At 68.2% G+C, this 18,965-nt stretch carries 15 protein-coding genes; 12 read left to right on the top strand and 3 right to left on the bottom strand.

The window, feature by feature from the left end; translation table 11 throughout:
• The first annotated feature begins 166 nt into the window (after window positions 1-166).
• From AC1RJ9_RS17295 to AC1RJ9_RS17285, 3 genes are read left to right on the top strand one after another with little or no spacing between them, the layout of a single operon-like run.
• The gene (locus AC1RJ9_RS17295; RefSeq protein WP_492838176.1) at window positions 167-778 is read left to right on the top strand and encodes a glutathione S-transferase family protein; all 612 of its coding nucleotides are present in this window, start codon (window positions 167-169) and stop codon (window positions 776-778) included.
• Between the two features lie 23 nt (window positions 779-801).
• Entirely contained in the window at window positions 802-2,850 is a 2,049-nt protein-coding gene (locus AC1RJ9_RS17290; RefSeq protein WP_492838174.1) for a 2Fe-2S iron-sulfur cluster-binding protein, read from the top strand.
• A gap of 17 nt (window positions 2,851-2,867) precedes the next feature.
• Complete coding sequence (locus tag AC1RJ9_RS17285) at window positions 2,868-3,332, top strand: nuclear transport factor 2 family protein (RefSeq protein WP_492838172.1); 465 nt, start codon at window positions 2,868-2,870, stop codon at window positions 3,330-3,332.
• A 9-nt stretch (window positions 3,333-3,341) separates the two neighbouring features.
• Here AC1RJ9_RS17285 and AC1RJ9_RS17280 read toward each other — a convergent pair whose 3' ends face one another.
• Window positions 3,342-3,980 carry a helix-turn-helix domain-containing protein gene (locus tag AC1RJ9_RS17280; protein ID WP_492838170.1) on the bottom strand — a complete coding sequence of 213 codons (639 nt, stop codon included), beginning with the start codon at window positions 3,978-3,980 and terminating at the stop codon, window positions 3,342-3,344.
• 135 nt (window positions 3,981-4,115) lie between these two features.
• On the opposite strand from AC1RJ9_RS17280, the gene AC1RJ9_RS17275 reads away from it, so the two are divergent.
• From AC1RJ9_RS17275 to AC1RJ9_RS17240, 8 genes are all read left to right on the top strand, one after another.
• Window positions 4,116-6,152: a serine hydrolase domain-containing protein gene (locus tag AC1RJ9_RS17275; RefSeq protein WP_492838168.1), complete on the top strand. Its 2,037-nt coding sequence runs from the start codon at window positions 4,116-4,118 to the stop codon at window positions 6,150-6,152.
• Window positions 6,152-7,165 carry a dipeptide epimerase gene (locus tag AC1RJ9_RS17270; RefSeq protein WP_492838166.1) on the top strand — a complete coding sequence of 338 codons (1,014 nt, stop codon included), beginning with the start codon at window positions 6,152-6,154 and terminating at the stop codon, window positions 7,163-7,165. Before AC1RJ9_RS17275 ends, AC1RJ9_RS17270 begins: the two co-directional genes overlap by 1 nt.
• Window positions 7,132-8,427: a peptide MFS transporter gene (locus AC1RJ9_RS17265; protein WP_492838164.1), complete on the top strand. Its 1,296-nt coding sequence runs from the start codon at window positions 7,132-7,134 to the stop codon at window positions 8,425-8,427. Before AC1RJ9_RS17270 ends, AC1RJ9_RS17265 begins: the two co-directional genes overlap by 34 nt.
• 167 nt (window positions 8,428-8,594) lie before the next feature.
• Window positions 8,595-10,832 carry a TonB-dependent receptor gene (locus AC1RJ9_RS17260; protein ID WP_492838162.1) on the top strand — a complete coding sequence of 746 codons (2,238 nt, stop codon included), beginning with the start codon at window positions 8,595-8,597 and terminating at the stop codon, window positions 10,830-10,832.
• 4 nt (window positions 10,833-10,836) lie between these two features.
• Window positions 10,837-11,898 (top strand): N-acetyltransferase DgcN family protein, encoded by a 1,062-nt coding sequence (locus AC1RJ9_RS17255; protein WP_492838160.1) that lies wholly within the window; start codon window positions 10,837-10,839, stop codon window positions 11,896-11,898.
• The gene (locus AC1RJ9_RS17250; RefSeq protein ID WP_492838158.1) at window positions 11,895-13,019 is read left to right on the top strand and encodes a YkvI family membrane protein; all 1,125 of its coding nucleotides are present in this window, start codon (window positions 11,895-11,897) and stop codon (window positions 13,017-13,019) included. Before AC1RJ9_RS17255 ends, AC1RJ9_RS17250 begins: the two co-directional genes overlap by 4 nt.
• A complete protein-coding gene (locus tag AC1RJ9_RS17245; RefSeq protein WP_492838156.1) occupies window positions 13,016-14,572 on the top strand; it encodes a serine hydrolase in 1,557 nt (518 codons plus the stop codon). The genes AC1RJ9_RS17250 and AC1RJ9_RS17245 overlap by 4 nt, the downstream gene beginning before the upstream one ends.
• A complete protein-coding gene (locus AC1RJ9_RS17240; RefSeq protein WP_492838154.1) occupies window positions 14,569-15,087 on the top strand; it encodes a MarR family transcriptional regulator in 519 nt (172 codons plus the stop codon). Before AC1RJ9_RS17245 ends, AC1RJ9_RS17240 begins: the two co-directional genes overlap by 4 nt.
• Here AC1RJ9_RS17240 and AC1RJ9_RS17235 read toward each other — a convergent pair.
• On the bottom strand, window positions 15,084-15,980 hold the full coding sequence (locus tag AC1RJ9_RS17235; RefSeq protein ID WP_492838152.1) for a LysR family transcriptional regulator: 897 nt from the start codon (window positions 15,978-15,980) through the stop codon (window positions 15,084-15,086). The genes AC1RJ9_RS17240 and AC1RJ9_RS17235 overlap by 4 nt on opposite strands.
• A 95-nt stretch (window positions 15,981-16,075) precedes the next feature.
• Between AC1RJ9_RS17235 and ilvD the strand changes: the two genes are divergently transcribed.
• Window positions 16,076-17,923, top strand: a complete 1,848-nt coding sequence (gene ilvD / locus AC1RJ9_RS17230; protein WP_492838150.1) for a dihydroxy-acid dehydratase — start codon at window positions 16,076-16,078, stop codon at window positions 17,921-17,923.
• A gap of 4 nt (window positions 17,924-17,927) precedes the next feature.
• Here the strand turns inward: ilvD and AC1RJ9_RS17225 are convergent, their stop codons facing one another.
• On the bottom strand, window positions 17,928-18,875 hold the full coding sequence (locus AC1RJ9_RS17225; protein ID WP_492838148.1) for a LysR family transcriptional regulator: 948 nt from the start codon (window positions 18,873-18,875) through the stop codon (window positions 17,928-17,930).
• Window positions 18,876-18,965: the final 90 nt, after the last annotated feature.

The raw sequence follows: 18,965 nt of genomic DNA, 5'->3' as shown, positions 1-18,965 counted from the left end.
GCAGGCCCATCCGCGAGATGATCGTTCCGGTTCTTGGAATGCGAACCATTCCGCTGCGCGGAACAGTGCCTTTCTCCTGTCGCGGCTTCAGCCCGCCCGGCGGATGGAGTGTCCTTGGCTCATCGGATGGACGCCGTGTCCAGCCCGTTCCGCAAAGGACACGACGATGCGCCTCTATTACCACCCGCTGTCAGGCCATGCTCACCGAGCTCACCTGTTCCTGTCGCTGATCGGCGCGGACTTCGAACTGGTCGAGGTCGACCTGGCCTCGGGCGCGCACAAGGCGCCGGAATTTCTGAAGCTGAACCCGTTCGGCCAGGTGCCCGTGCTGGAAGACGACGGCGTCATCGTCTCGGATTCCAACGGCATCATGGTCTATCTGGCTCGCAAGTTCGGCAAGACCGACTGGCTGCCGGAGGGCGTCATCGAGGCCGCCCAGGTCCAGCGCTGGCTGTCGGTGGCCGCCGGCGAGCTGGCCTATGGCGCGGCCGCCGCCCGCCTGATCACCGTGTTCGGGGCCAAGCGCGACGCCGACGAGGTCATCGGGCGCGGCGCCGCGCTGCTGACCATCCTGGAAGGTCTGCTGGCGGGGCAGGGCTGGCTGGTCGCCGGCCGCCCGACGATCGCGGATGTGGCGCTCTACAGCTACACGGCCCGCGCCCCCGAGGGGAACGTCGACCTTCAGCCCTATCCGGCCGTCCGCGCGTGGCTGGCGCGCATCGAGGCCCTGCCGGGCTTCGTGCCGTTCCGCCAGACGCCCGTCGGCCTGGCCGCGTAACGTCGAGCGCCGGGGAGCGGGCCATGACCACCACCGAAAAGCCCTCTCCCTGGCATCGCGGCGAGGTCGAGATCCAGCGCAGCGTCGGCGTCGAGGCGCGGATGGAAGACGTCGGCCGTCGCGTGATCCGCGACTTCCTGCTGGACCAGCACCGCGCGTTCTTCCCGCAGTTGCCGTTCCTGGTGGTCGGCAGCGTCGATCCGGCGGGCGCGCCCTGGGCGACGATCGTCGCCGGCCAGCCGGGTTTCATCAGCTCGCCTGACATCCACACCCTGGCGATCAAGGCCGTGCGCCAGCCCAGCGATCCGGCCGACGCGGGCTTGGAGGACGGCGATCCTGTCGGCCTGCTGGGCATCGAGCTGCATACGCGCCGCCGTAACCGCATGAACGGAACCGCGCGCCGTCAGGCCTACGGCTTCGACGTCACGGTCGGTCAGAGCTACGGCAACTGCCCGCAATACATCCAGCTGCGCGACTTCGCGGTGGTGGGCGATCCGACCGCGCCCTTTGCCGGCCAGGTCGAGACCTTCGCGGACCTGGACGCCGATGCTCGCCGGGTGATTGGCGCGGCCGACGCCTTCTTCGTGGCGTCTTACAGCGATGAGAAAGGCCGGCAGGTCGATGTCTCGCACCGGGGCGGCAAGCCTGGCTTCGTGCGGCTCGGCGAGGACGGCGTCCTGACCATCCCGGACTTCGCCGGCAATCTGTTCTTCAACACGCTGGGCAACATCCGGCTGAACGGCAAGGCGGGTCTGGTGTTCGTCGATTTCGCGACGGGCGACATGCTGCAGCTGACCGGCGAGGCCGAGGTGGTGCTGGACTCGCCCGAGATCGCGGCGTTCCAGGGCGCGGAGCGTCTGTGGCGGGTGCGTCCGACTACGATCGTCCGTCGTCGGAGTGTCCTGCCGGTTCGCTGGGCGGACCGCGCGAACGGCGCCTCGCCCAACGCCCTGATCACGGGCGACTGGGACGCGACGGCGGCCCGGCTCAAGGCCGCCGAGCTGGCCGGTCGCTGGCGGCCGTTCCGGGTCAGGAAGATCACCCAGGAGAGCGCGACGATCCGTTCGTTCGAACTGGAGCCCGCCGACGGCGTGGCGGCTATCCCGCACCTGGCCGGCCAGCACCTGCCCATCCGCGTCCAACTTCCGGGCGATCAGCGGCCCGTCATCCGCACCTACACGCTCTCGGTCGCGCCGTCGGATCCATTCTACCGGATCAGCGTCAAGCGCGAGGGCGCGGTCTCCCGATACCTCCACGACCAGATCCACGAAGGCGACCTGATCGAGGCTCGCGCCCCGGCTGGCGACTTCATCATCGACGCCAAGGAAAAGCGCCCGGCGGTGCTGCTGGCGGCCGGCGTCGGCATCACCCCGATGATCGCCATGGCCCGGCACCTCCTGTTCGAGGGCTTCCGCACGCGCGGCATTCGGCCGACCTGGATCTTCCAGGCCGCGCGGACCAAGGCCGAGCGGGCGTTCGACGAGGAACTCGCGGCCCTGGTCGAGGCGGGGCAGGGGGCGATCCGCCTGACGCGCATCCTCAGCGATGCGGGAGGCGCGGAGAGCGACGACTACGACCTGTTGGGCCGGCTCGACATGGACGCCCTGCGCGCCGAGTTGCCGTTCGATGACTACGACTTCTATCTGTGCGGCCCGCCGGGCTTCATGCAGGCGATCTATGACGGCTTGCGCGGCCTGAACGTCGCCGACAAGCGCATCCACGCCGAGGCGTTCGGCCCCGCCTCGCTGCAACGCACGCCGGACCTTGGGGCCGCGCCCGCGAAAGCCGGCCCGCCGCCGGCGACCAGCGCCAAGCCGGTGCTTTTCATGGAGTCCTCCAAGGAGGCCCGCTGGGAGCCCGGCTCGGGCACGTTGCTGGAGCTGGCCGAGGCGCGGGGTCTGCGGCCCGAATTCAGCTGCCGAGCCGGAACTTGCGGTTCATGCAAGACCAGGGTGCTGCAAGGCGCTGTTTCCTATCTCACGTCGCCGACCGCTTCGGTCGCCGAGGACGAGGCGCTGATCTGCTGCACCGTTCCGGCCGCCGAAGGTGAGGCGCTGCAACTCGCCCTCTGACCCTTCAGGAGAAACCCATGTCCCGTCCGCCGCTGCCACCGTTCACCCGCGAAAGCGCCATCCAGAAGGTCCGCCTGGCCGAGGATGGCTGGAATAGCCGCGACGCCGCCAAGGTCGCCCTGGCCTATACGACCGACACCCACTGGCGGAACCGCGCCGAGTTCCTGAACGGCCGTGATCAGGCCCAGGCCTTCCTGGAGCGCAAGTGGACCAAGGAGCTGGACTATCGGCTGATCAAGGAGCTGTGGGCGTTCGAGGGCGATCGCATCGCCGTCCGCTACGCCTACGAATACCACGACGACAGCGGCAACTGGTTCCGCGCCTACGGGAACGAGAACTGGGAGTTCGACGCCGACGGCCTGATGCGCAACCGACACGCCAGCATCAACGAGCAGCCGATCGCCGAGGCCGACCGCAAGTTCCATTGGCCCCTGGGTCGCCGACCCGACGATCATCCGGGCTTGAGCGACTTCGGCTTCTGATCGCCGGGGCTAACGCCGCGCCTGCTTCTGGTCCTCGTGGATGTCCAGGAGCGCCTTCATCAGTTCCTCGTCTTCGCTGGACATGACGCCCAGCACCTCGGCCTCGTCGCAGCCTTCCGCGGCGAGGTAGGCGTGGCCCATGGCCGAGTCGAGATAGATCGACTGGCCGGCCTCCAGGATCACGGGGTCGTAGAACTCGGTGGTCACGACGATCCGACCCTTCAGGACGAAGATGTATTCCTCGCCGGCGTGACGCACGAGGTCGCCGAACTGCTCGGCGCTCTTGGCGCGGATCTTGGTGATCACCGGGATCATCCGCTTCCCGCGCAGTTCGGTGCACAGGTAGTAGTAGTCGTAGTTAGGGGTCTGGACGCGCACGGCGCGCTCGACATCGCCCAGGCTGCGGCGCGCCATGACCGCCTGCGGCGGGGCGGCCTGGTCCTCGGCGAACAGCTCCGACATGCGCATGCCCAACCGCTGCGAAAGCTGCTGCAGCTTGTCGTAGGTCAGGGTCAGGCGGTCGTGCTCGACCTTGGAGAGCGTCGAGACGGGGATGCCGCTCTTCTCGCTCATCTGCTTGAGGGTCCAGCCCTCGCGATCTCTCAGTCCACGAAGCAGTGTTCCAAGCGTGTGGACGTTAGCAGGCACGCGCCGCGACTCCTCGAAGGTGGTTGACGAATTTTCCAATCAGGATAGCAATTGTCCTAATTAGGATCGTTGCTCCCAATTTATCGGCTTGGCCGTGCGGGGGCAATCCTGCCGTCAGGCGAGGGGAGAGAACGCATGCGGGCGATCAAGGGGGCAGCCGTCGCGATCGTCGCGCTGCTCGCGGGGCTGGGCTCCGCACAAGGGCAGACGCGACAGGAAACGGCGTCGCCGCCGGTCGCCAGGGCGATCGCGCCGGTGAAGGCCGCACCGTCCGCCCCGGTTCCGGTGGCGATGGCGACAGCGCCCGCCCTGACCAAGGCCGATGTCGACCTGTGGCTGGACGGCTACATGCCCTACGCCCTGCGCACCGGCGATATTCCCGGCGCGGTGGTCACGGTGGTCAAGGACGGCGAGATCCTGACGACGCGCGGCTTCGGCTATGCCGATCGCGACAAGCGCACGGCGGTCGATCCCTACAAGACCCTGTTCCGCCCCGGCTCGATCTCGAAGCTGTTCACCTGGACGGCGGTGATGCAGCAGGTCGAGGCCGGCAAGATCGACCTGGACGCCGACGTCAACCAGTACCTCGACTTCAAGATCCCGCCTTACCACGGCAACCCGATCACCACGCGCCAGTTGATGACCCATACGGCCGGCTTCGAGGAAGTCGCCAAGGCGCTCATCTTCTATGGTCAGCCCGAGCCGGCGCTGGGCGACTATCTCAAGAAGCACCTGCCGCATCGTATCTTCGACGCGGGGACCACGCCGGCCTATTCGAACTACGGCACGGCCCTGGCGGCCTACATCGTCGAGCGCGTGACGGGCGAGACATTCAACGACTATCTCGACCGCCACGTCATCGGCCCGCTGAAGATGGCCAACACCACGTTCCGCCAGCCGCTGCCCGCCAACCTGACCGGTACGGACGCCCAGGGCTATTCGAAGCCTGGCAAGCCCGCGAAGGGCTTCGAGATCGTCGGCCCGGCTCCGGCCGGCTCGGCCTCGTCAACGGGCGCGGACATGGGCCGCTTCATGATCGCCCATCTGCAGGGCGGCGAACTGGACGGCGCGCGCATCCTGTCGCCCGAGACGGCCCGCACGATGCACTACAGCCCCCTGGACAAGGTGAATCCCAAGTCGCTGATCCCGCCGCTGGACCGCATGGAGCTGGGTTTCTTCCAGACCTCGATCAACGGCCGCTACGTCATCGGCCATCTGGGTGACACCGAGGGCTTCCACTCCTCACTGCACCTCTACATGGACGAGCACGTCGGCCTCTATCTGTCGTTGAACAGCGGCGGTCGAGAGGGCGCGGCGGGGACGTTGCGCACCGCCATCTTCCGTGACTTTTCAGACCGCTATCTGCCCTATGCCGGCGCCCCCGACGGCAAGGTCGACGCCAAGGTCTCGGCCGAGCACGCCAAGGCCATGGCCGGCGCATGGTGGGCCAGCCGGCGGGCCGACAGCAGCTTCCTGTCGCTGTTCTACGCCGTGGGTCAGGCCAAGATCGCCGTTGGCCCCAAGGGCGAGCTAATCATCCCCAGCGTGCTGGGGCCCAATGGCCGTCCCAAGGAATGGGTCGAGATCGCCCCATACGTCTGGCGCGAGGTCGGCGGCCACGATCGCCTGGCCGCCCAGGTGGTGGACGGCAAGCCGGTCCGCTGGAGCTGGGATTTCGGCTCGCCGTTCATGGTGTTCGACCGCGCCCCGGCCGCCCGCGACATGACCTGGGCGCTGCCGGCGATGCTCGCCAGCATCGGCGTCCTGCTCCTGACCTTCCTCTACTGGCCGGTCGTGGCCCTGGTGCGTCGCCGCTACAAGGCCAGCCCGGACATCTCGGGCAAGGCCCTGACGGCCTCGCGCGCTTCGCGGATTGGCGCCGGCCTGCTGCTGGCCCTGCTGATTGGCTGGGTCGTGGGCATGATCCAGCTGACCTCCAGCGCCGCGGCTCTGGCCGGCGCCATGGACGGCGTGATGCTGCTCCTGCAGGGGCTGGGCTGGGTGATCTTCCCGGTGGCGCTTGTCACGGCCGGCTGGAACGCCTGGCTGACCTGGACCGACGGCCGTAGCTGGGCGCGCAAGCTGTGGAGCGTGCTGCTGCTGCTCTCGACCCTGCTGCTGTTCTACGTCGCCCTGGCTTTCCACCTCCTGGGCATGTCGGTGAACTACTGATGGGCCGGCTGACCCTGGACATCGCCGACGAGACGCTCCGGCTGGCTCAGCCTTTCCGCATCGCCGGCCACGTCTTCGACACGTCCGACATCATCGTCGTGACGCTGTCGGAGGCCGGCCGGAAGGGTAGGGGAGAAGCGTCCGGGGTCTTCTTTCTGAAGGAGACCGTCGACAGCATGCGGGCTCAGCTCGAGGCCGTCCGCGACGCGATCGAGGCCGGGCCGACGCGGGAGGCGCTGCGTTTCATCCTGCCGCCCGGCGGGGCCCGCAACGCCGTCGACTGCGCCCTGTGGGAGCTGGAAGCCGCGCGCACCGGCCTGCCGGTCTGGCGGCTGGCGGGACTGGACGCGCTTCAGCCGCTGCGCACCACCTTCACCCTCGGCGCCGATACGCCGGAAGTCATGGCCAAGGGCGCGACGGCTTACGTCCAGGCCAAATCGATCAAGATCAAGCTGACCGGCGACCTGCCGTTGGATCAGGCGCGGGTGCGGGCCATCCGCGCCGCGCGACCGGACGCCTGGCTGGGCGTAGACGGCAACCAGGGCTTCGTCCGCGCCGACCTGGAGAGCTTGGTCGAGACGCTGGTCGAAGAACGCGTCTCTCTGCTGGAGCAACCCCTGGCGCGCGGCCACGAGCATGAGCTGGAAGGCTTCCACAGTCCGATCCCGGTCGCCGCCGACGAGAGTTGCGTCTCGCTGGCCGATGTCTCGGCCGCCGTGGGCCGCTTCCAGGTCATCAACATCAAGCTCGACAAGTGCGGCGGGCTCACGGAAGGCTTGCTGATGGCCGCCAAGGCCCGGCGCCTGGGCCTGGGCGTTATGGTCGGGACCATGGTGGGCACGAGTCTGGCCACCGGGCCGGGCTTCGTGCTGGGCCAGGTCTGCGATCTGGTCGACCTGGATGGCCCGACCTTCCTGGCGAAGGACCGGCCGCCGAGCGTGGTCTATCGTGACGGCGCGGTCTGGGCTGGCGAAAGCGTATGGGGCGCGCCGGCCGCGGCGGCGGCCGCATGAGCGGCAAGGCGCTCGACGCCTCGCCATGGTTCGGTCAGCCGCGCGGCCTGACCGTCCTGTTCCTGACGAACATGTGGGAGCAGTTCTCCTATTTCGGCATGCGCGCTCTGCTGGTCTACTACATGACCAAGGAGCTGCTGATCGCCCAGGGGACCTCGTCCCTGATCTACGGGACCTATACGGCCTGCGCCTATTTCACGCCGATCGTCGGCGGGGTGATCGCCGACCGGCTGCTGGGCAAGCGGCGGGCGATCATCATCGGGGCCAGCGTCATGGCGCTGGGCCATTTCATGATGGGTTTTCCGAACCTGCTCTATGTCGCCCTGGCCACCATCGCCCTGGGCAACGGCCTGTTCCTGCCGACCCTGCCCAGCCAGATCAACGACCTCTATGCGGAGGGGGATCCCCGGCGCGGCTGGGCCTACAACGTCTACTATCTGGGCATCAATATCGGCGGTTTTCTCGCGCCGCTTCTGTGCGGAACGCTCGGCGAGCTATTCGGCTGGCACGTCGGCTTCGCCGTGGCGGGCTTCGGGATGCTGGCGGGCCTGCTGATCTATCTGTGGGGTCAGCGCTACCTGCCGGCCGAGCAGAAGAAGACCGACGTCGCGCCCGACGCCGCCAAGGGGCGCATGGGCTTGCCGACCGTGCTGGCCCTGGCCGGCGTCGCGCTGTCGGTCACCGTCTTCCGCGGCGCCTATGAGCAGGCCGGCAACACCGTGGCCTTGTGGGCCGACGCCGGCGTCGACCGGACGCTCGGGTCCTGGCGCGTGCCGATGACCTGGTTCCAGTCGCTGAACCCTCTGCTGGTCATGGCCATGACGCCGATACTGCTGGCCGGCTGGAAGAGACGCGCCGACGGCGGACGGGATGCGTCGCCGGCCCAGCGGATGGCGACCGGCGCGCTGATCGTGGCGGGAGCCTTCCTGCTGCTATGCGCCGTCGATGCGTTCAGCGGGGGCAGGGCGCACTGGCTGTGGCTGGTGGCGTTCTTCGGGATTTACACCTTCGGCGAACTTTTCATCCTGCCCACGGGCCTCGGCCTGTTCGCCCGCCTGGCTCCGCCCGGGTTCGGCGCGACCACCGTGGCGGCCTGGTACCTGACCATCTTCGCGGGCAGCCTTAGCGCGGGTCTGGTCGGCACTCTATGGAGCCGGGTGAGCCACACGGCCTATTTCGCGCTGCTGGCGGGGCTGGCCGTGACCGCGGCGATCCTCCTGCGTCTGATCGATCCCTGGGCGCGCAAGGCCGAGGCGGGCTGACGCCACGATTGCCGTTGACAATTCTCTAATTGGGATAACATTGTCCTAATCGGGATTACATTTGCGTAATGACAAGCGGGCCGAGCACGGAAAAATCCGAGCGACCGCAGCGCGCGGCGGGGGAAGTCTCACCGGAACCGCCGGCGCTTCAACGAGGGGGAATTTGGATGAAGCTCAATCGTGCGACCCTGCTGATCTCCAGCGCCGTCGGCGCCCTGATGATGCAGGCTCCGGCCTTCGCGGCCGACGAAGGTCCCAAGCCCGTCTCCACCGTCGAAGAGATCGTCGTCACCGCCCAGAAGCGGGAACAGACCCTGATCGACATTCCGCAGGCCATCTCGGTGGTGTCGGGGGACACGCTGGAGGCCTACCAGGCGACCAATTTCGCCGACTATCTGAAGCTGGTTCCGGGCCTGCAGCTGGACCAGAGCACGCCCGGCGAGGGTCGCCTGGTCATGCGGGGCGTCAACACAGGGGGCGTGGCCTCGACCGTGGCCGTCTATATGGACGAGACCCCGTTCGGCTCGAGCAGCGCCCTCGTCAACGGCGCGGTGCTGGCCGGCGACTTCGATACGTTCGACATCGCCCGCATCGAGGTGCTGCGCGGCCCACAGGGCACGCTGTATGGCGCGAGCTCGATGGGCGGCCTGCTGAAGTTCGTGACCAACACGCCTGACACCAAGGGCTTCATCGCTCGCGCTCGCGTCGCGCTCGAGGACACCAAGGGCGGCGCGATGTCGTATCGCACGACGGCGATGGTCAACATCCCGCTCGGCGAGACCGTCGCGGTCCGCGCCTCGGGCTTCTACCGCAAGGACGGCGGCTTCATCGACTCGATCGGAACCGGCGGTTCGGACGTCGAGCGGAACATCAACGACGCCAAGGTCTATGGCGGCCGCGCTTCGCTGCTGTTCAAGCCGACCGACAAATTCGACCTGCGCCTGACGGCGGTGCTGCAGGACATCAAGGCCGACGCCCCGACCGTGGTCGAGAGCGATCCCGACACCCTGAAGACCCTGCACGGCGGCCCGACCCTGTCGCAGTTCGCGCCGGCCTTCTCGGACGTCGAATACCGCATCTACAACGCGGTGGTGAACTACGACCTGGGCTTTGGCACGCTGACCGCGTCGAGCAGCTACAACAAGCAGAACCAGACCAAGCGCGACGACGCCTCTTTCAACCTCAGCGGCCTGATCGAGAGCGTGTTCGGTCCCGCCAACGAACTCTACCTGGCCCAGAAGACCAACAACCGGAAATATACCGAGGAAGTGCGCGTGGCCTCGAACGCCGGCGCGCCGTTCGAGTGGCTGGTCGGCGGCTATTTCACCGACGAGAAGGGCCTGATCCACCAGGAGTACATCGCCGTCCAGCCAGGCACGCTGACCCAGCTTACCGGCCTGCCGCTGTTGGCCGACCTCGACCTCAATTCGCGCTATAAGGAATATGCCGGCTTCGCCAACGCCACCGTGCATCTGGGCGAGCGGGTGGATGTCGATCTGGGCGGCCGCTACAGCCACAACAAGCAGGTCGCCGGGCAGTCGGCCACGGGCGTGCTGGCCGGCGGTACGCCGATCAACAGCGGCCTGAAGTCGTCGGACAACGTCTTCACCTACTCGCTGGCCCCGAAGTTCAAGATCGACGATCGCCGCGCGGTCTATGCCCGCGTCGCCAAGGGCTATCGTCCCGGCGGTCCGAACGTGATCCCGCCCAGCGCGCCGGCCGACACCCCGGCCACCTTCGCGCCGGACAAGGTCACCAGCTACGAAGCCGGCTTCAAGGGCGAGAGCGCCGACCGTCGCCTCAGCCTGGACGTCGCCGCCTTCCACATCGACTGGAAGGGCGTTCAACTGCTGACCGTGGTCAACAATTTCGGCATCAACACCAATGGCGCGGACGCGAAAAGCGATGGCGTCGAGTTCACCGCCACGGCCCGCCTCGCCAGCGGCCTGACCGTATCGGCCAACGGCGCCTATACCGACGCCAAGCTTTCGGGCGACACCAGCGCCCTGGTCGGCGGCAAGAAGGGCGATCAGCTGCCCTTCACCCCCAAGCTCAGCCTGGGCTTCAATGGCGACTATACTTGGACGATCGGCGACAAGCAGGCCTATGTCGGCGCCTCGCTACGGGTGATGGGCAAGCAGAGCGGCATGTTCGACGCCGAGTACCGCGCCGCGCACAGCCAGCAGCGCCAGCTTCCCTCGTACGAGGTCGTCGACCTGCGGGCCGGGGTCAGTTTCGGCAAGGTGGACCTGGAGGCGTACGTCAAGAACGCCTTCGACTCGGACGGTAAGATCTCGACCGGCGCGGTCACCGCCAATGGCCTGCCGGTCTATCCGGGCGGCGCGATCGGCACGGGCGTGATCCGGCCGCGCACGATCGGCCTCAGCCTGACGGCCGGCTTCTGATCACATGACCGCTATCGCCAGAACCGCCCAGGACGAGAAGGCCGATGAGGCTATGGAGGGCGCCTTGCCGTCGCCCTACCTCCTGTTCCTCGGCGACACGGTCGAGCCCGGCTACGCCAAGACCGCGTTCGGCCTGCGCGACTGGGTCGGCGAGCGCTGCGTCGGCGAGTTCGTCCTGCCGGGCGCCCGGGTCAGCACCGGCCTGCCGGCCCTGGCGCCGGCCCAGGCCGTGGCCGAGGGCGCGCGGGGCATGGTGATCGGCGTGGCCAACGCCGGGGGGATCATCCCGCCAGCCTGGATAGCCGGTCTGGTCGAGGCGCTGGAGGCGGGGCTCGACCTCGTCTCTGGCATGCACGCCAAGCTGGGCGATATCCCGGAGCTGAAGGTCGCCGCCCAGCGGACCGGCCGCCGGCTGATCGACGTGCGCACTCCGCCGACAGGGATTCCCGTGGGCTCGGGCAAACGCCGTTCGGGCCGCCGGATCCTGACCGTCGGCACCGACTGCGCGCTCGGCAAGAAGTACGCCGCCCTGGCCATCGCCCGAGGACTGCGTGGACGTGGCGTCGATGTCGACTTCCGGGCCACCGGCCAGACCGGGATCATGATCGCCGGCGCCGGCATACCGATCGACGCGGTGGTCTCCGATTTCATCGCCGGGGCGGCCGAGATGCTCAGTCCCGCCGCGCCGGCCAGCCATGTCGACGTGATCGAAGGGCAGGGGTCCTTGATGCACCCCGCCTATGGCGCGGTGTCGCTGGGCCTGTTGCAAGGCAGCCAGCCTGACGTCTTCGTGGTCTGTCACGAGCCGGGCCGCACCCAGATCCTGGGCTATCCCGGTCACGCCGTGCCGTCGATCGAGGCGGTGATCGAGGCGACTGTCCTGATGGGGCGGGTGACCAACCCGAATATCCGCTGCGCGGGGATCAGCCTCAACACCGGCAAGCTGTCGCCCGAGACCGCCCAGGCCGAAATTGCCGCCGTGGCTCAGCGCCTGGGCCTGCCGACCGCCGACCCGCTGCGGGGAGGCCCGGCCTTCGAGCGGCTGCTGGACGCCTGCCTCGCATGAGCGGGAAGGCGGCCCCAGGCTGGTTCAGCCGCTGGCTGCTGCCAGGCCTGGCGTTCAAGGCCGCCGTCATCGGCGGCGGCTACGCCACCGGCCGCGAGATCGCCGAGTTCTTCCTGCCCGCTGGTCCCTGGGGCGGCCTCGTCGGCCTGGCCCTGGCGACGCTGATCTGGAGCGGTATGTGCGTCCTGACCTTCCTGTTCGCGCGAGCGACCGGGGCGCGGGACTATCGGAGCTTCTTCCAGGCCCTGCTGGGACGCGGCTGGATCGCCTTCGAGCTGGCCTACGCCTTCTTTGTCGTCCTGGTGCTGGCCGTGTTCGGCGCGGCGGCCGGCGAAATCGGCCATGCGGTGTTCGGCGCGCCGAAGTGGGCGGGGATGCTGGCCCTGCTGCTGGGTGTCACCGGCTTCGTCGCCTTCGGCAGCAAGGTGGTCGAGCAGTTGTTCGCCTGGGTCTCGATCCTGCTCTACGGCGTCTACGGCTTGTTTCTCGTTCTGGCCCTGACGACCTTCGGCTCCGACATCGCCGCCGCCTTCGCGGTTCCGGTCCAGGTTGGGGCCGACGCCCTGATCGGCGGAACCACCTACGCCGGCTACAACATCATCGGCGCGGTGATCATCCTGCCGGTGACCCGGCGCCTGCTCAGTGACCGGGACGCGGTGACGGCCGGCCTGATCGCCGGGCCTCTGGCGATGATCCCGGCCTTCGTCTTCTTCGTCTGCATGTGCGCCTATGCGCCAGCCGTCACGGGCGCGGCCCTGCCATCGGACGTGCTGCTGGCCAAGCTGAACCTGCCGATCTTCCGCGCGCTGTTCCAACTCATGGTCTTCGCGGCGCTGCTGGAGAGTGGCACGGGCGCGGTCCACGCCATCAATGAGCGCGTCGCCGTAGCCTTCCAGGTCCGGATGGGACGGCCGTTCGGCGTCCGCGCCCGCGCCGCCTGCGCCCTGGCGCTGCTCGTGTTCTGCATGGTGCTGGCCGATCGGGTCGGGCTGGTGAGCCTGATCGCCGGCGGCTATCGCCTGCTGGCCTACGCCCTGATCGCGCTCTACGTCGCGCCGCTGGCGCTGGTCAGCCTTGTTCGTTTCGCCCGACGTCCCGTCTTCCAGCCGGAGGTCCCATGATCAGCCTCATTCTCGCCGCGGCGCTTGCCGCCGGCCCCGTCGTCCAGCCGCCCAAGGGCTTCGACGCCCATGTCGAGGCCCTGCGCCAAAAGGTCGGCGCGCCGGGCCTGTCGATCACCATCGTCGACGAGGGGCAAACCGTGCTCGCCAAGGGTTATGGCGTCCGCAAGCTGGGCGACCCGACCAAGGTCGACGCCGATACGCTGTTCATGACCGGCTCGACCGGCAAGGCCTTCACCACGGCGGCCCTGGCCACCCTGGTCGACGCTGGCAAGCTGTCCTGGGACGACAAGGTCGCCGATCGCCTGCCGGGCTTCCAGATGTACGACCCGTGGGTGACGCGCGAGCTGACCGTGCGCGACCTGCTGGTCCACCGCAGCGGTCTCGGCCTGGGGCAGGGCGACTTGCTGTTCGTGCCACGCAGCAACATCCCGCGCGCCGAGGCCGTGCGCCGCTTGCGCTATCTGAAGCCCGCCACCAGTTTCCGCAGCGGCTACGCCTACGACAACGTCCTCTACATGGTGGCCGGCCAACTGATCGAGGCGGTCACCGGTCAGACCTGGGAGGCCTATACGCGCGATCACGTGCTGGTCCCGGCCGGCATGAACGCCTCGACCACCGACGAGCGCCGCTTCGACAACCCCAACCGCGCCCAGCCGCACGCGCGACTGAACGGAGGCCTGCGCGGGGCCGGCGATCAGGAGATCCTCGACGAGCGCGACGAGCTGGCGCGCAGCGCCGCCCCGGCCGGCGGCATGGCCGTCAGCGCTAACGACATGGCCAAGTGGCTGAAGCTGCAACTGGCCCGCGGCGCCCTGCCGGACGGCAAGCGGCTGTTCAGCGAGGCTCAGAGTCAGGCCATGTGGCAGCCGACGGTTATCGAGCCGATCGACCACGCGCCCCCCGGCATGGAGGTCACCAAGCCCAACTTCCAGGCCTATGGCCTGGGCTGGGAGATTCAGGACTACCACGGAACTCAGATCGTCTGGCACAGCGGCGCGGTGCTGGGCTTCAAGACGGTGGTGGTGCTGATCCCCGACCGCAACGCCGGCTTCTCGATCGAGCTGAACAGCGAGGACGGCGAGCTGCCGCGCGGCCTGATGCTGGAGCTGCTGGACCACTATCTGGGGGTCAAGCCCGAGCCGTGGACCGAGCGCTACATCGCCTACAAGAAGCGGTTGATCGCCGGCGCGCTGAAGACCCTGGGCGGCGTCCAGGTCAAGCCGGCCGGCGTCGGGCCTTCGCTGCCCGCGGCCAAGTACGCCGGGACCTATGCCGACCCCTGGTACGGGGACATCGCGGTAACCGAGGGCGACGGGGCCTTGCGCATCGACTTCAAGTCGACCCCGCGCATGGCCGGCAAGCTGGAGCACTGGCAGTACGACACCTTCGTCACCCGCTTCGACGACAAGACGCTGGAGCCGGCCTACGTCACCTTCAACCTCGACCCCGACGGCAAGATCACGCGGGTGACGATGAAGGCGGTGTCGCCGATCGCCGACTTCAGCTGGGATTATCACGACCTGCTGTTCACGCCAAAGGGCGCGCCGTGAACCACGTCAAACCCGCGTCGCTGCAATCTTCAAAGGTGACGCCCGGGCCGGGCGCCGCCCTGGAGGCCGATCTGGCGATCATGGCCCGGCTGGAGGGCAAGCCGTTGCCGACCGTGGTCGAGTTGGCCCAGATGCTGGAGGTCTCGCAGACCACGGCCTTCCGGATCATCACCCGCTTCAAGCAGAGCGGCCTGCTGAAGCTGGTCGACCGCGTAAGGCTGCCGGCCGATGTCTGCCACTGCATCGCCGACCTGCGCACCCGGCTGACCGATGGCGGCGCGCTGGACCGGCTGGAGGCGCGGCTGCGGGACGATCCATGCGTCTCGACCGCCGCGGCCGTGACCGGCAAGCACAGCTACCGGGTCATCGCCCTGCATCGCGGCATGGCCGAAGCCAATGCGTGGTTCAGAACCCTCCTGACCGAGGACGCTGTCATCGACGGCGCGCTGATCTTCTGTCGGCCGATCATCGACCGCCAGCACTACGCCCAAGCGTTGACCGGCGGCTCTCGCTAGGTTTCGTCGAGCAGGGCCAGGACGTTAGCCAGGGTGGGGGCGAGATCGTCGCGCCGCCAGGCCAAGCCGGTCTCCAGCATCGGAGCCGCGCCGGCCAGGGGGACGTAGGCGACCCCCGCTCGCGCTAGGTTTCGCAGCGAAGCCGGCACGAGGGCGATCCCGAGACCGCTGGAGACCAGGCTGATGATGGTCTGCATCTGGATGGCCTCCTGGATGATCCGAGCCGTCCCGCCCAGCGATGCGAAATAGCCGGTGACCAGGTCGTGGAAGGCCGGAGCCACGTGCTTGGGGAACAGGATCAGCGGCGAGGCCAGAACCTCGGCGCTGGACATCTCGGTCTCGCGGGCGATGCGGCCGTCCTCGATCCAGGCGCTGGGCACGGCGGCGACCAGTGGCTCGCGCAGCAGGCGGCGGTAGGCGAGGGCCGGCGGCAGGGGATGATCGGCGGGCGGGATGATGATGCCGGCATGGCGCTCGCCGCTGACGATGGCCGGGATCTGCACGTCGCTGGTGGCCTCGAACAGGCGGATCTCGACGTCCGGATAGGCCTGGGAGTAGCGCCGCACCAGCGATGGCAGGACGCTGTAGTCGGCCGTGCTGACGAACGACAGCGCCAGATAGCCGGTCTGTCCATCGCGCATCCGCTGGGCCAGGCCAGGCAGGCCGTCAAGCGCCGCCAGTGTTTCAAGCACGTAGGGCAGCCATTGCTCGCCCAGGGCCGTCAGGCGGACACTGCGCTTGGTGCGCTCGAACAGCGGCGCGCCCAGGTCGCGCTCAAGGCTCATGATCGACTGGCTGAGCGGCGGCTGGGTCATGCCCAGCCGCTCCGCCGCGCGGCCGAAGTGCAGGGTCTGAGCCACGGCGACGAAGTGGCGGAGCGGGCGAGCGTCCATTGATATTCTCAGCGACCTAATTCGGCTGAACTAATATATTTTGAGAGCGAGCGAAACAGCCCTAAATAACCCCATCTCCGACATTGAGATTTGCCATGCCTCCTTATCGCTCACGCACCTCGACCCACGGTCGCAACATGGCGGGGGCCCGCGGCCTCTGGCGCGCGACGGGCATGAAGGACGAGGACTTCGGCAAGCCGATCATCGCGGTGGCCAACAGCTTCACCCAGTTCGTCCCGGGCCACGTGCACCTGAAGGACCTGGGCCAGCTGGTCGCCCGCGAGATCGAGGCGGCCGGGGGCGTGGCCAAGGAGTTCAACACCATCGCCGTCGACGACGGCATCGCCATGGGCCACGGCGGGATGCTGTACTCGCTGCCCAGCCGCGAGCTGATCGCCGATAGCGTCGAGTACATGGTCAACGCCCATTGCGCCGACGCCATCGTCTGCATCTCGAACTGCGACAAGATCACGCCCGGCATGCTGATGGCCGCCATGCGCCTGAACATCCCGGTCGTCTTCGTCTCCGGCGGCCCGATGGAGGCCGGCAAGGTGCAGATGAAGGGCGCGATCCGGGCGCTGGACCTGGTCGACGCCATGGTCGTGGCCGCCGACGACAAATATACCGACGAGGAAGTCACCGCGATCGAGAAGGCCGCGTGCCCGACCTGCGGCTCGTGCTCGGGGATGTTCACCGCCAACTCGATGAACTGCCTGACCGAGGCGCTGGGCCTGTCGCTGCCGGGCAACGGCTCGGTCCTGGCCACCCACGCTGATCGCGAAGCCCTGTTTAAGGAGGCCGGCCGCCTGGTCGTCGACCTCTGCCAACGCTGGTACGAACAGGACGACGCCACGGCCCTTCCGCGCGGCATCGCCACGCGCGCGGCGTTCGAGAACGCCATGAGCCTGGACATCGCCATGGGCGGCTCGACCAACACCGTTCTGCACCTTCTGGCCGCCGCCCAGGAGGGCGGGGTCGACTTCAAGATGGAGGACATCGACCGCCTGTCGCGCCGGGTGCCGTGTCTGTCCAAGGTGGCCCCGGCCAAGGCCGACGTGCACATGGAGGACGTCCACCGCGCCGGCGGCGTCATGGCCATCCTGGGCGAGCTGGAGCGCGGCGGTCTGATCGACGCGACCCAGCCGACCGTCCACGCCACGACCATGGCCGAGGCCCTGGCACGCTGGGACATCGGCCGCACCAACAGCGCCGTCGCCCACGAGCTTTTCCGCGCCGCGCCAGGCGGTAAGCCGACCCAGATCGCCTTCAGCCAGGCCGCCCGCTGGGAGAGCCTGGACCTGGACCGCCAGAACGGGGTCATCCGCTCGGTCGAGCATCCGTTCTCGAAGGACGGCGGTCTGGCCGTGCTGTTCGGAAACCTGGCGCCCGAGGGCTGCATCGTGAAGACGGCCGGGGTCGACGATTCCATCCTGACCTTCCGGGGCACGGCCCGCGTCTATGAAAGCCAGGAGGCGGCGGTCAGCGGCATCCTGGGCGGCAAGGTCGTGGCCGGCGAGGTCGTGGTCATCCGCTACGAAGGCCCCAAGGGCGGTCCTGGCATGCAGGAGATGCTGTACCCGACCACCTATCTGAAATCGAAGGGCCTGGGCGCGGCCTGCGCCCTGATCACCGACGGCCGCTTCTCGGGCGGCACCTCGGGCCTGTCGATCGGCCACGTTTCGCCGGAAGCGGGCGAGGGCGGCCTGATCGCCCTGGTCGAGACCGGCGACTCGATCCTGATCGACATCCCCAATCGCGGCATCACGCTCGAAGTCTCCGACGCGGTCCTGGCCGGGCGCCGCGAGGCTCAACTGGCCCGTGGGTCGAAGGCGTGGAAACCTCTCGACCGCAAGCGCGAGGTCAGCCCCGCCCTGCGCGCCTACGCCGCCATGACCACCAACGCCGCCCGCGGCGCGGTGCGCGATGTCAGCCAGGTCGAATAGAGGGTTATAGCTGGGCCGCTGCTTCCCTGCAGAGGTCCAGCAGCCAGCCATTGGGCGAGTCCGCCGCGTCGCTGGCGCGCAGCACCGCGCCGAACGGCATGGGGGGCGGGGCGTTCGGCGGTTCGACCATGAACACCTTGCCCCGATCGGCGGCCAGCTGGGCCAGGCGACGCGGAAGGATGCAGGTCATGTCCGAGCGGCCGACCATGTTCATGGCGCTGAACGAGTCCTGCACCGTGAACGGCTGATAGGGGCTGTCGCCCAGAGCGTAGGTGTCGCCCCACGAGGTCACGCGCCGCAGGCCCAGGTGCCCGGCCGAGGTGCGGTCGGGATCATCGTTGCCACCGCCCGATACGCCCAGGCGCGGCAGGCGGGCCAGGGCGTCGTAGTCGACGCCGCTGGCGACCATCGGGTGGTCGGCGCGCAGAACCCAGACCCCGGTCTCCTCGAATAGCGGACCATAGGAGAAGCGGCCGGGGATTGCCTCGAAGCAGCCGATGACCATGTCGAGCCGCCCCGTGTCGAGGTCCTCGGTCATGCCGGCATAGAGGTTGTGGAAGTGGATCTGGACGTTCGGCGCGGTGGCGATCACGCGCTCGGCGATCAGCGGGCCCAGGACATAGGAAATATAGGTCCCGGCCGCGATGTTGAAGGTGTGCGTATCGACCGCCGGATCGAACCGCTGGCTGGTGACGGCGCTCTCCAGCAGCTTCAGGGCGGTACGCGCGGTGTCGGCGATCTCCAGCGCGCGGGGCGTCGGCCGCAAGCCGGTCTGGCCCCTGACGAAGAGGTCGTCCCCGACCATCTCGCGCAATCGCCGCAGCGCATGGCTCACGGCCGATTGCGACAGGCCCAGGCGCTCGCCGGCGCGTGTGGCGTTCTTCTCTTCCAGCAGGGTGACGAACACCCGGAAGAGGTTGAGGTCGGCGGTTCTGAAATTCACGGCATTCATGGCTGTCGTGAAGATATATCATTTCTCTCATGACAGGCCGAGCCCTATCTGAGGGCCAAGGTTCGCGAGCCGAACGAACCTCGACGATTC

The organism is Caulobacter sp. GW822-FHT07D08 (assembly GCF_058798735.1).
This window is presented reverse-complemented; position numbering and strand designations above follow the sequence as displayed.

Coding starts and splice junctions, on each gene's coding strand:
- AC1RJ9_RS17295 (WP_492838176.1), top strand. CDS start 167: ATGCGCCTCTATTACCACCCGCTGTCAGGCCATGCTCACCGAGCTCAC.
- AC1RJ9_RS17290 (WP_492838174.1), top strand. CDS start 802: ATGACCACCACCGAAAAGCCCTCTCCCTGGCATCGCGGCGAGGTCGAG.
- AC1RJ9_RS17285 (WP_492838172.1), top strand. CDS start 2,868: ATGTCCCGTCCGCCGCTGCCACCGTTCACCCGCGAAAGCGCCATCCAG.
- AC1RJ9_RS17275 (WP_492838168.1), top strand. CDS start 4,116: ATGCGGGCGATCAAGGGGGCAGCCGTCGCGATCGTCGCGCTGCTCGCG.
- AC1RJ9_RS17270 (WP_492838166.1), top strand. CDS start 6,152: ATGGGCCGGCTGACCCTGGACATCGCCGACGAGACGCTCCGGCTGGCT.
- AC1RJ9_RS17265 (WP_492838164.1), top strand. CDS start 7,132: ATGGGGCGCGCCGGCCGCGGCGGCGGCCGCATGAGCGGCAAGGCGCTC.
- AC1RJ9_RS17260 (WP_492838162.1), top strand. CDS start 8,595: ATGAAGCTCAATCGTGCGACCCTGCTGATCTCCAGCGCCGTCGGCGCC.
- AC1RJ9_RS17255 (WP_492838160.1), top strand. CDS start 10,837: ATGACCGCTATCGCCAGAACCGCCCAGGACGAGAAGGCCGATGAGGCT.
- AC1RJ9_RS17250 (WP_492838158.1), top strand. CDS start 11,895: ATGAGCGGGAAGGCGGCCCCAGGCTGGTTCAGCCGCTGGCTGCTGCCA.
- AC1RJ9_RS17245 (WP_492838156.1), top strand. CDS start 13,016: ATGATCAGCCTCATTCTCGCCGCGGCGCTTGCCGCCGGCCCCGTCGTC.
- AC1RJ9_RS17235 (WP_492838152.1), bottom strand. CDS start 15,980: ATGGACGCTCGCCCGCTCCGCCACTTCGTCGCCGTGGCTCAGACCCTG.
- ilvD (WP_492838150.1), top strand. CDS start 16,076: ATGCCTCCTTATCGCTCACGCACCTCGACCCACGGTCGCAACATGGCG.
- AC1RJ9_RS17225 (WP_492838148.1), bottom strand. CDS start 18,875: ATGAATGCCGTGAATTTCAGAACCGCCGACCTCAACCTCTTCCGGGTG.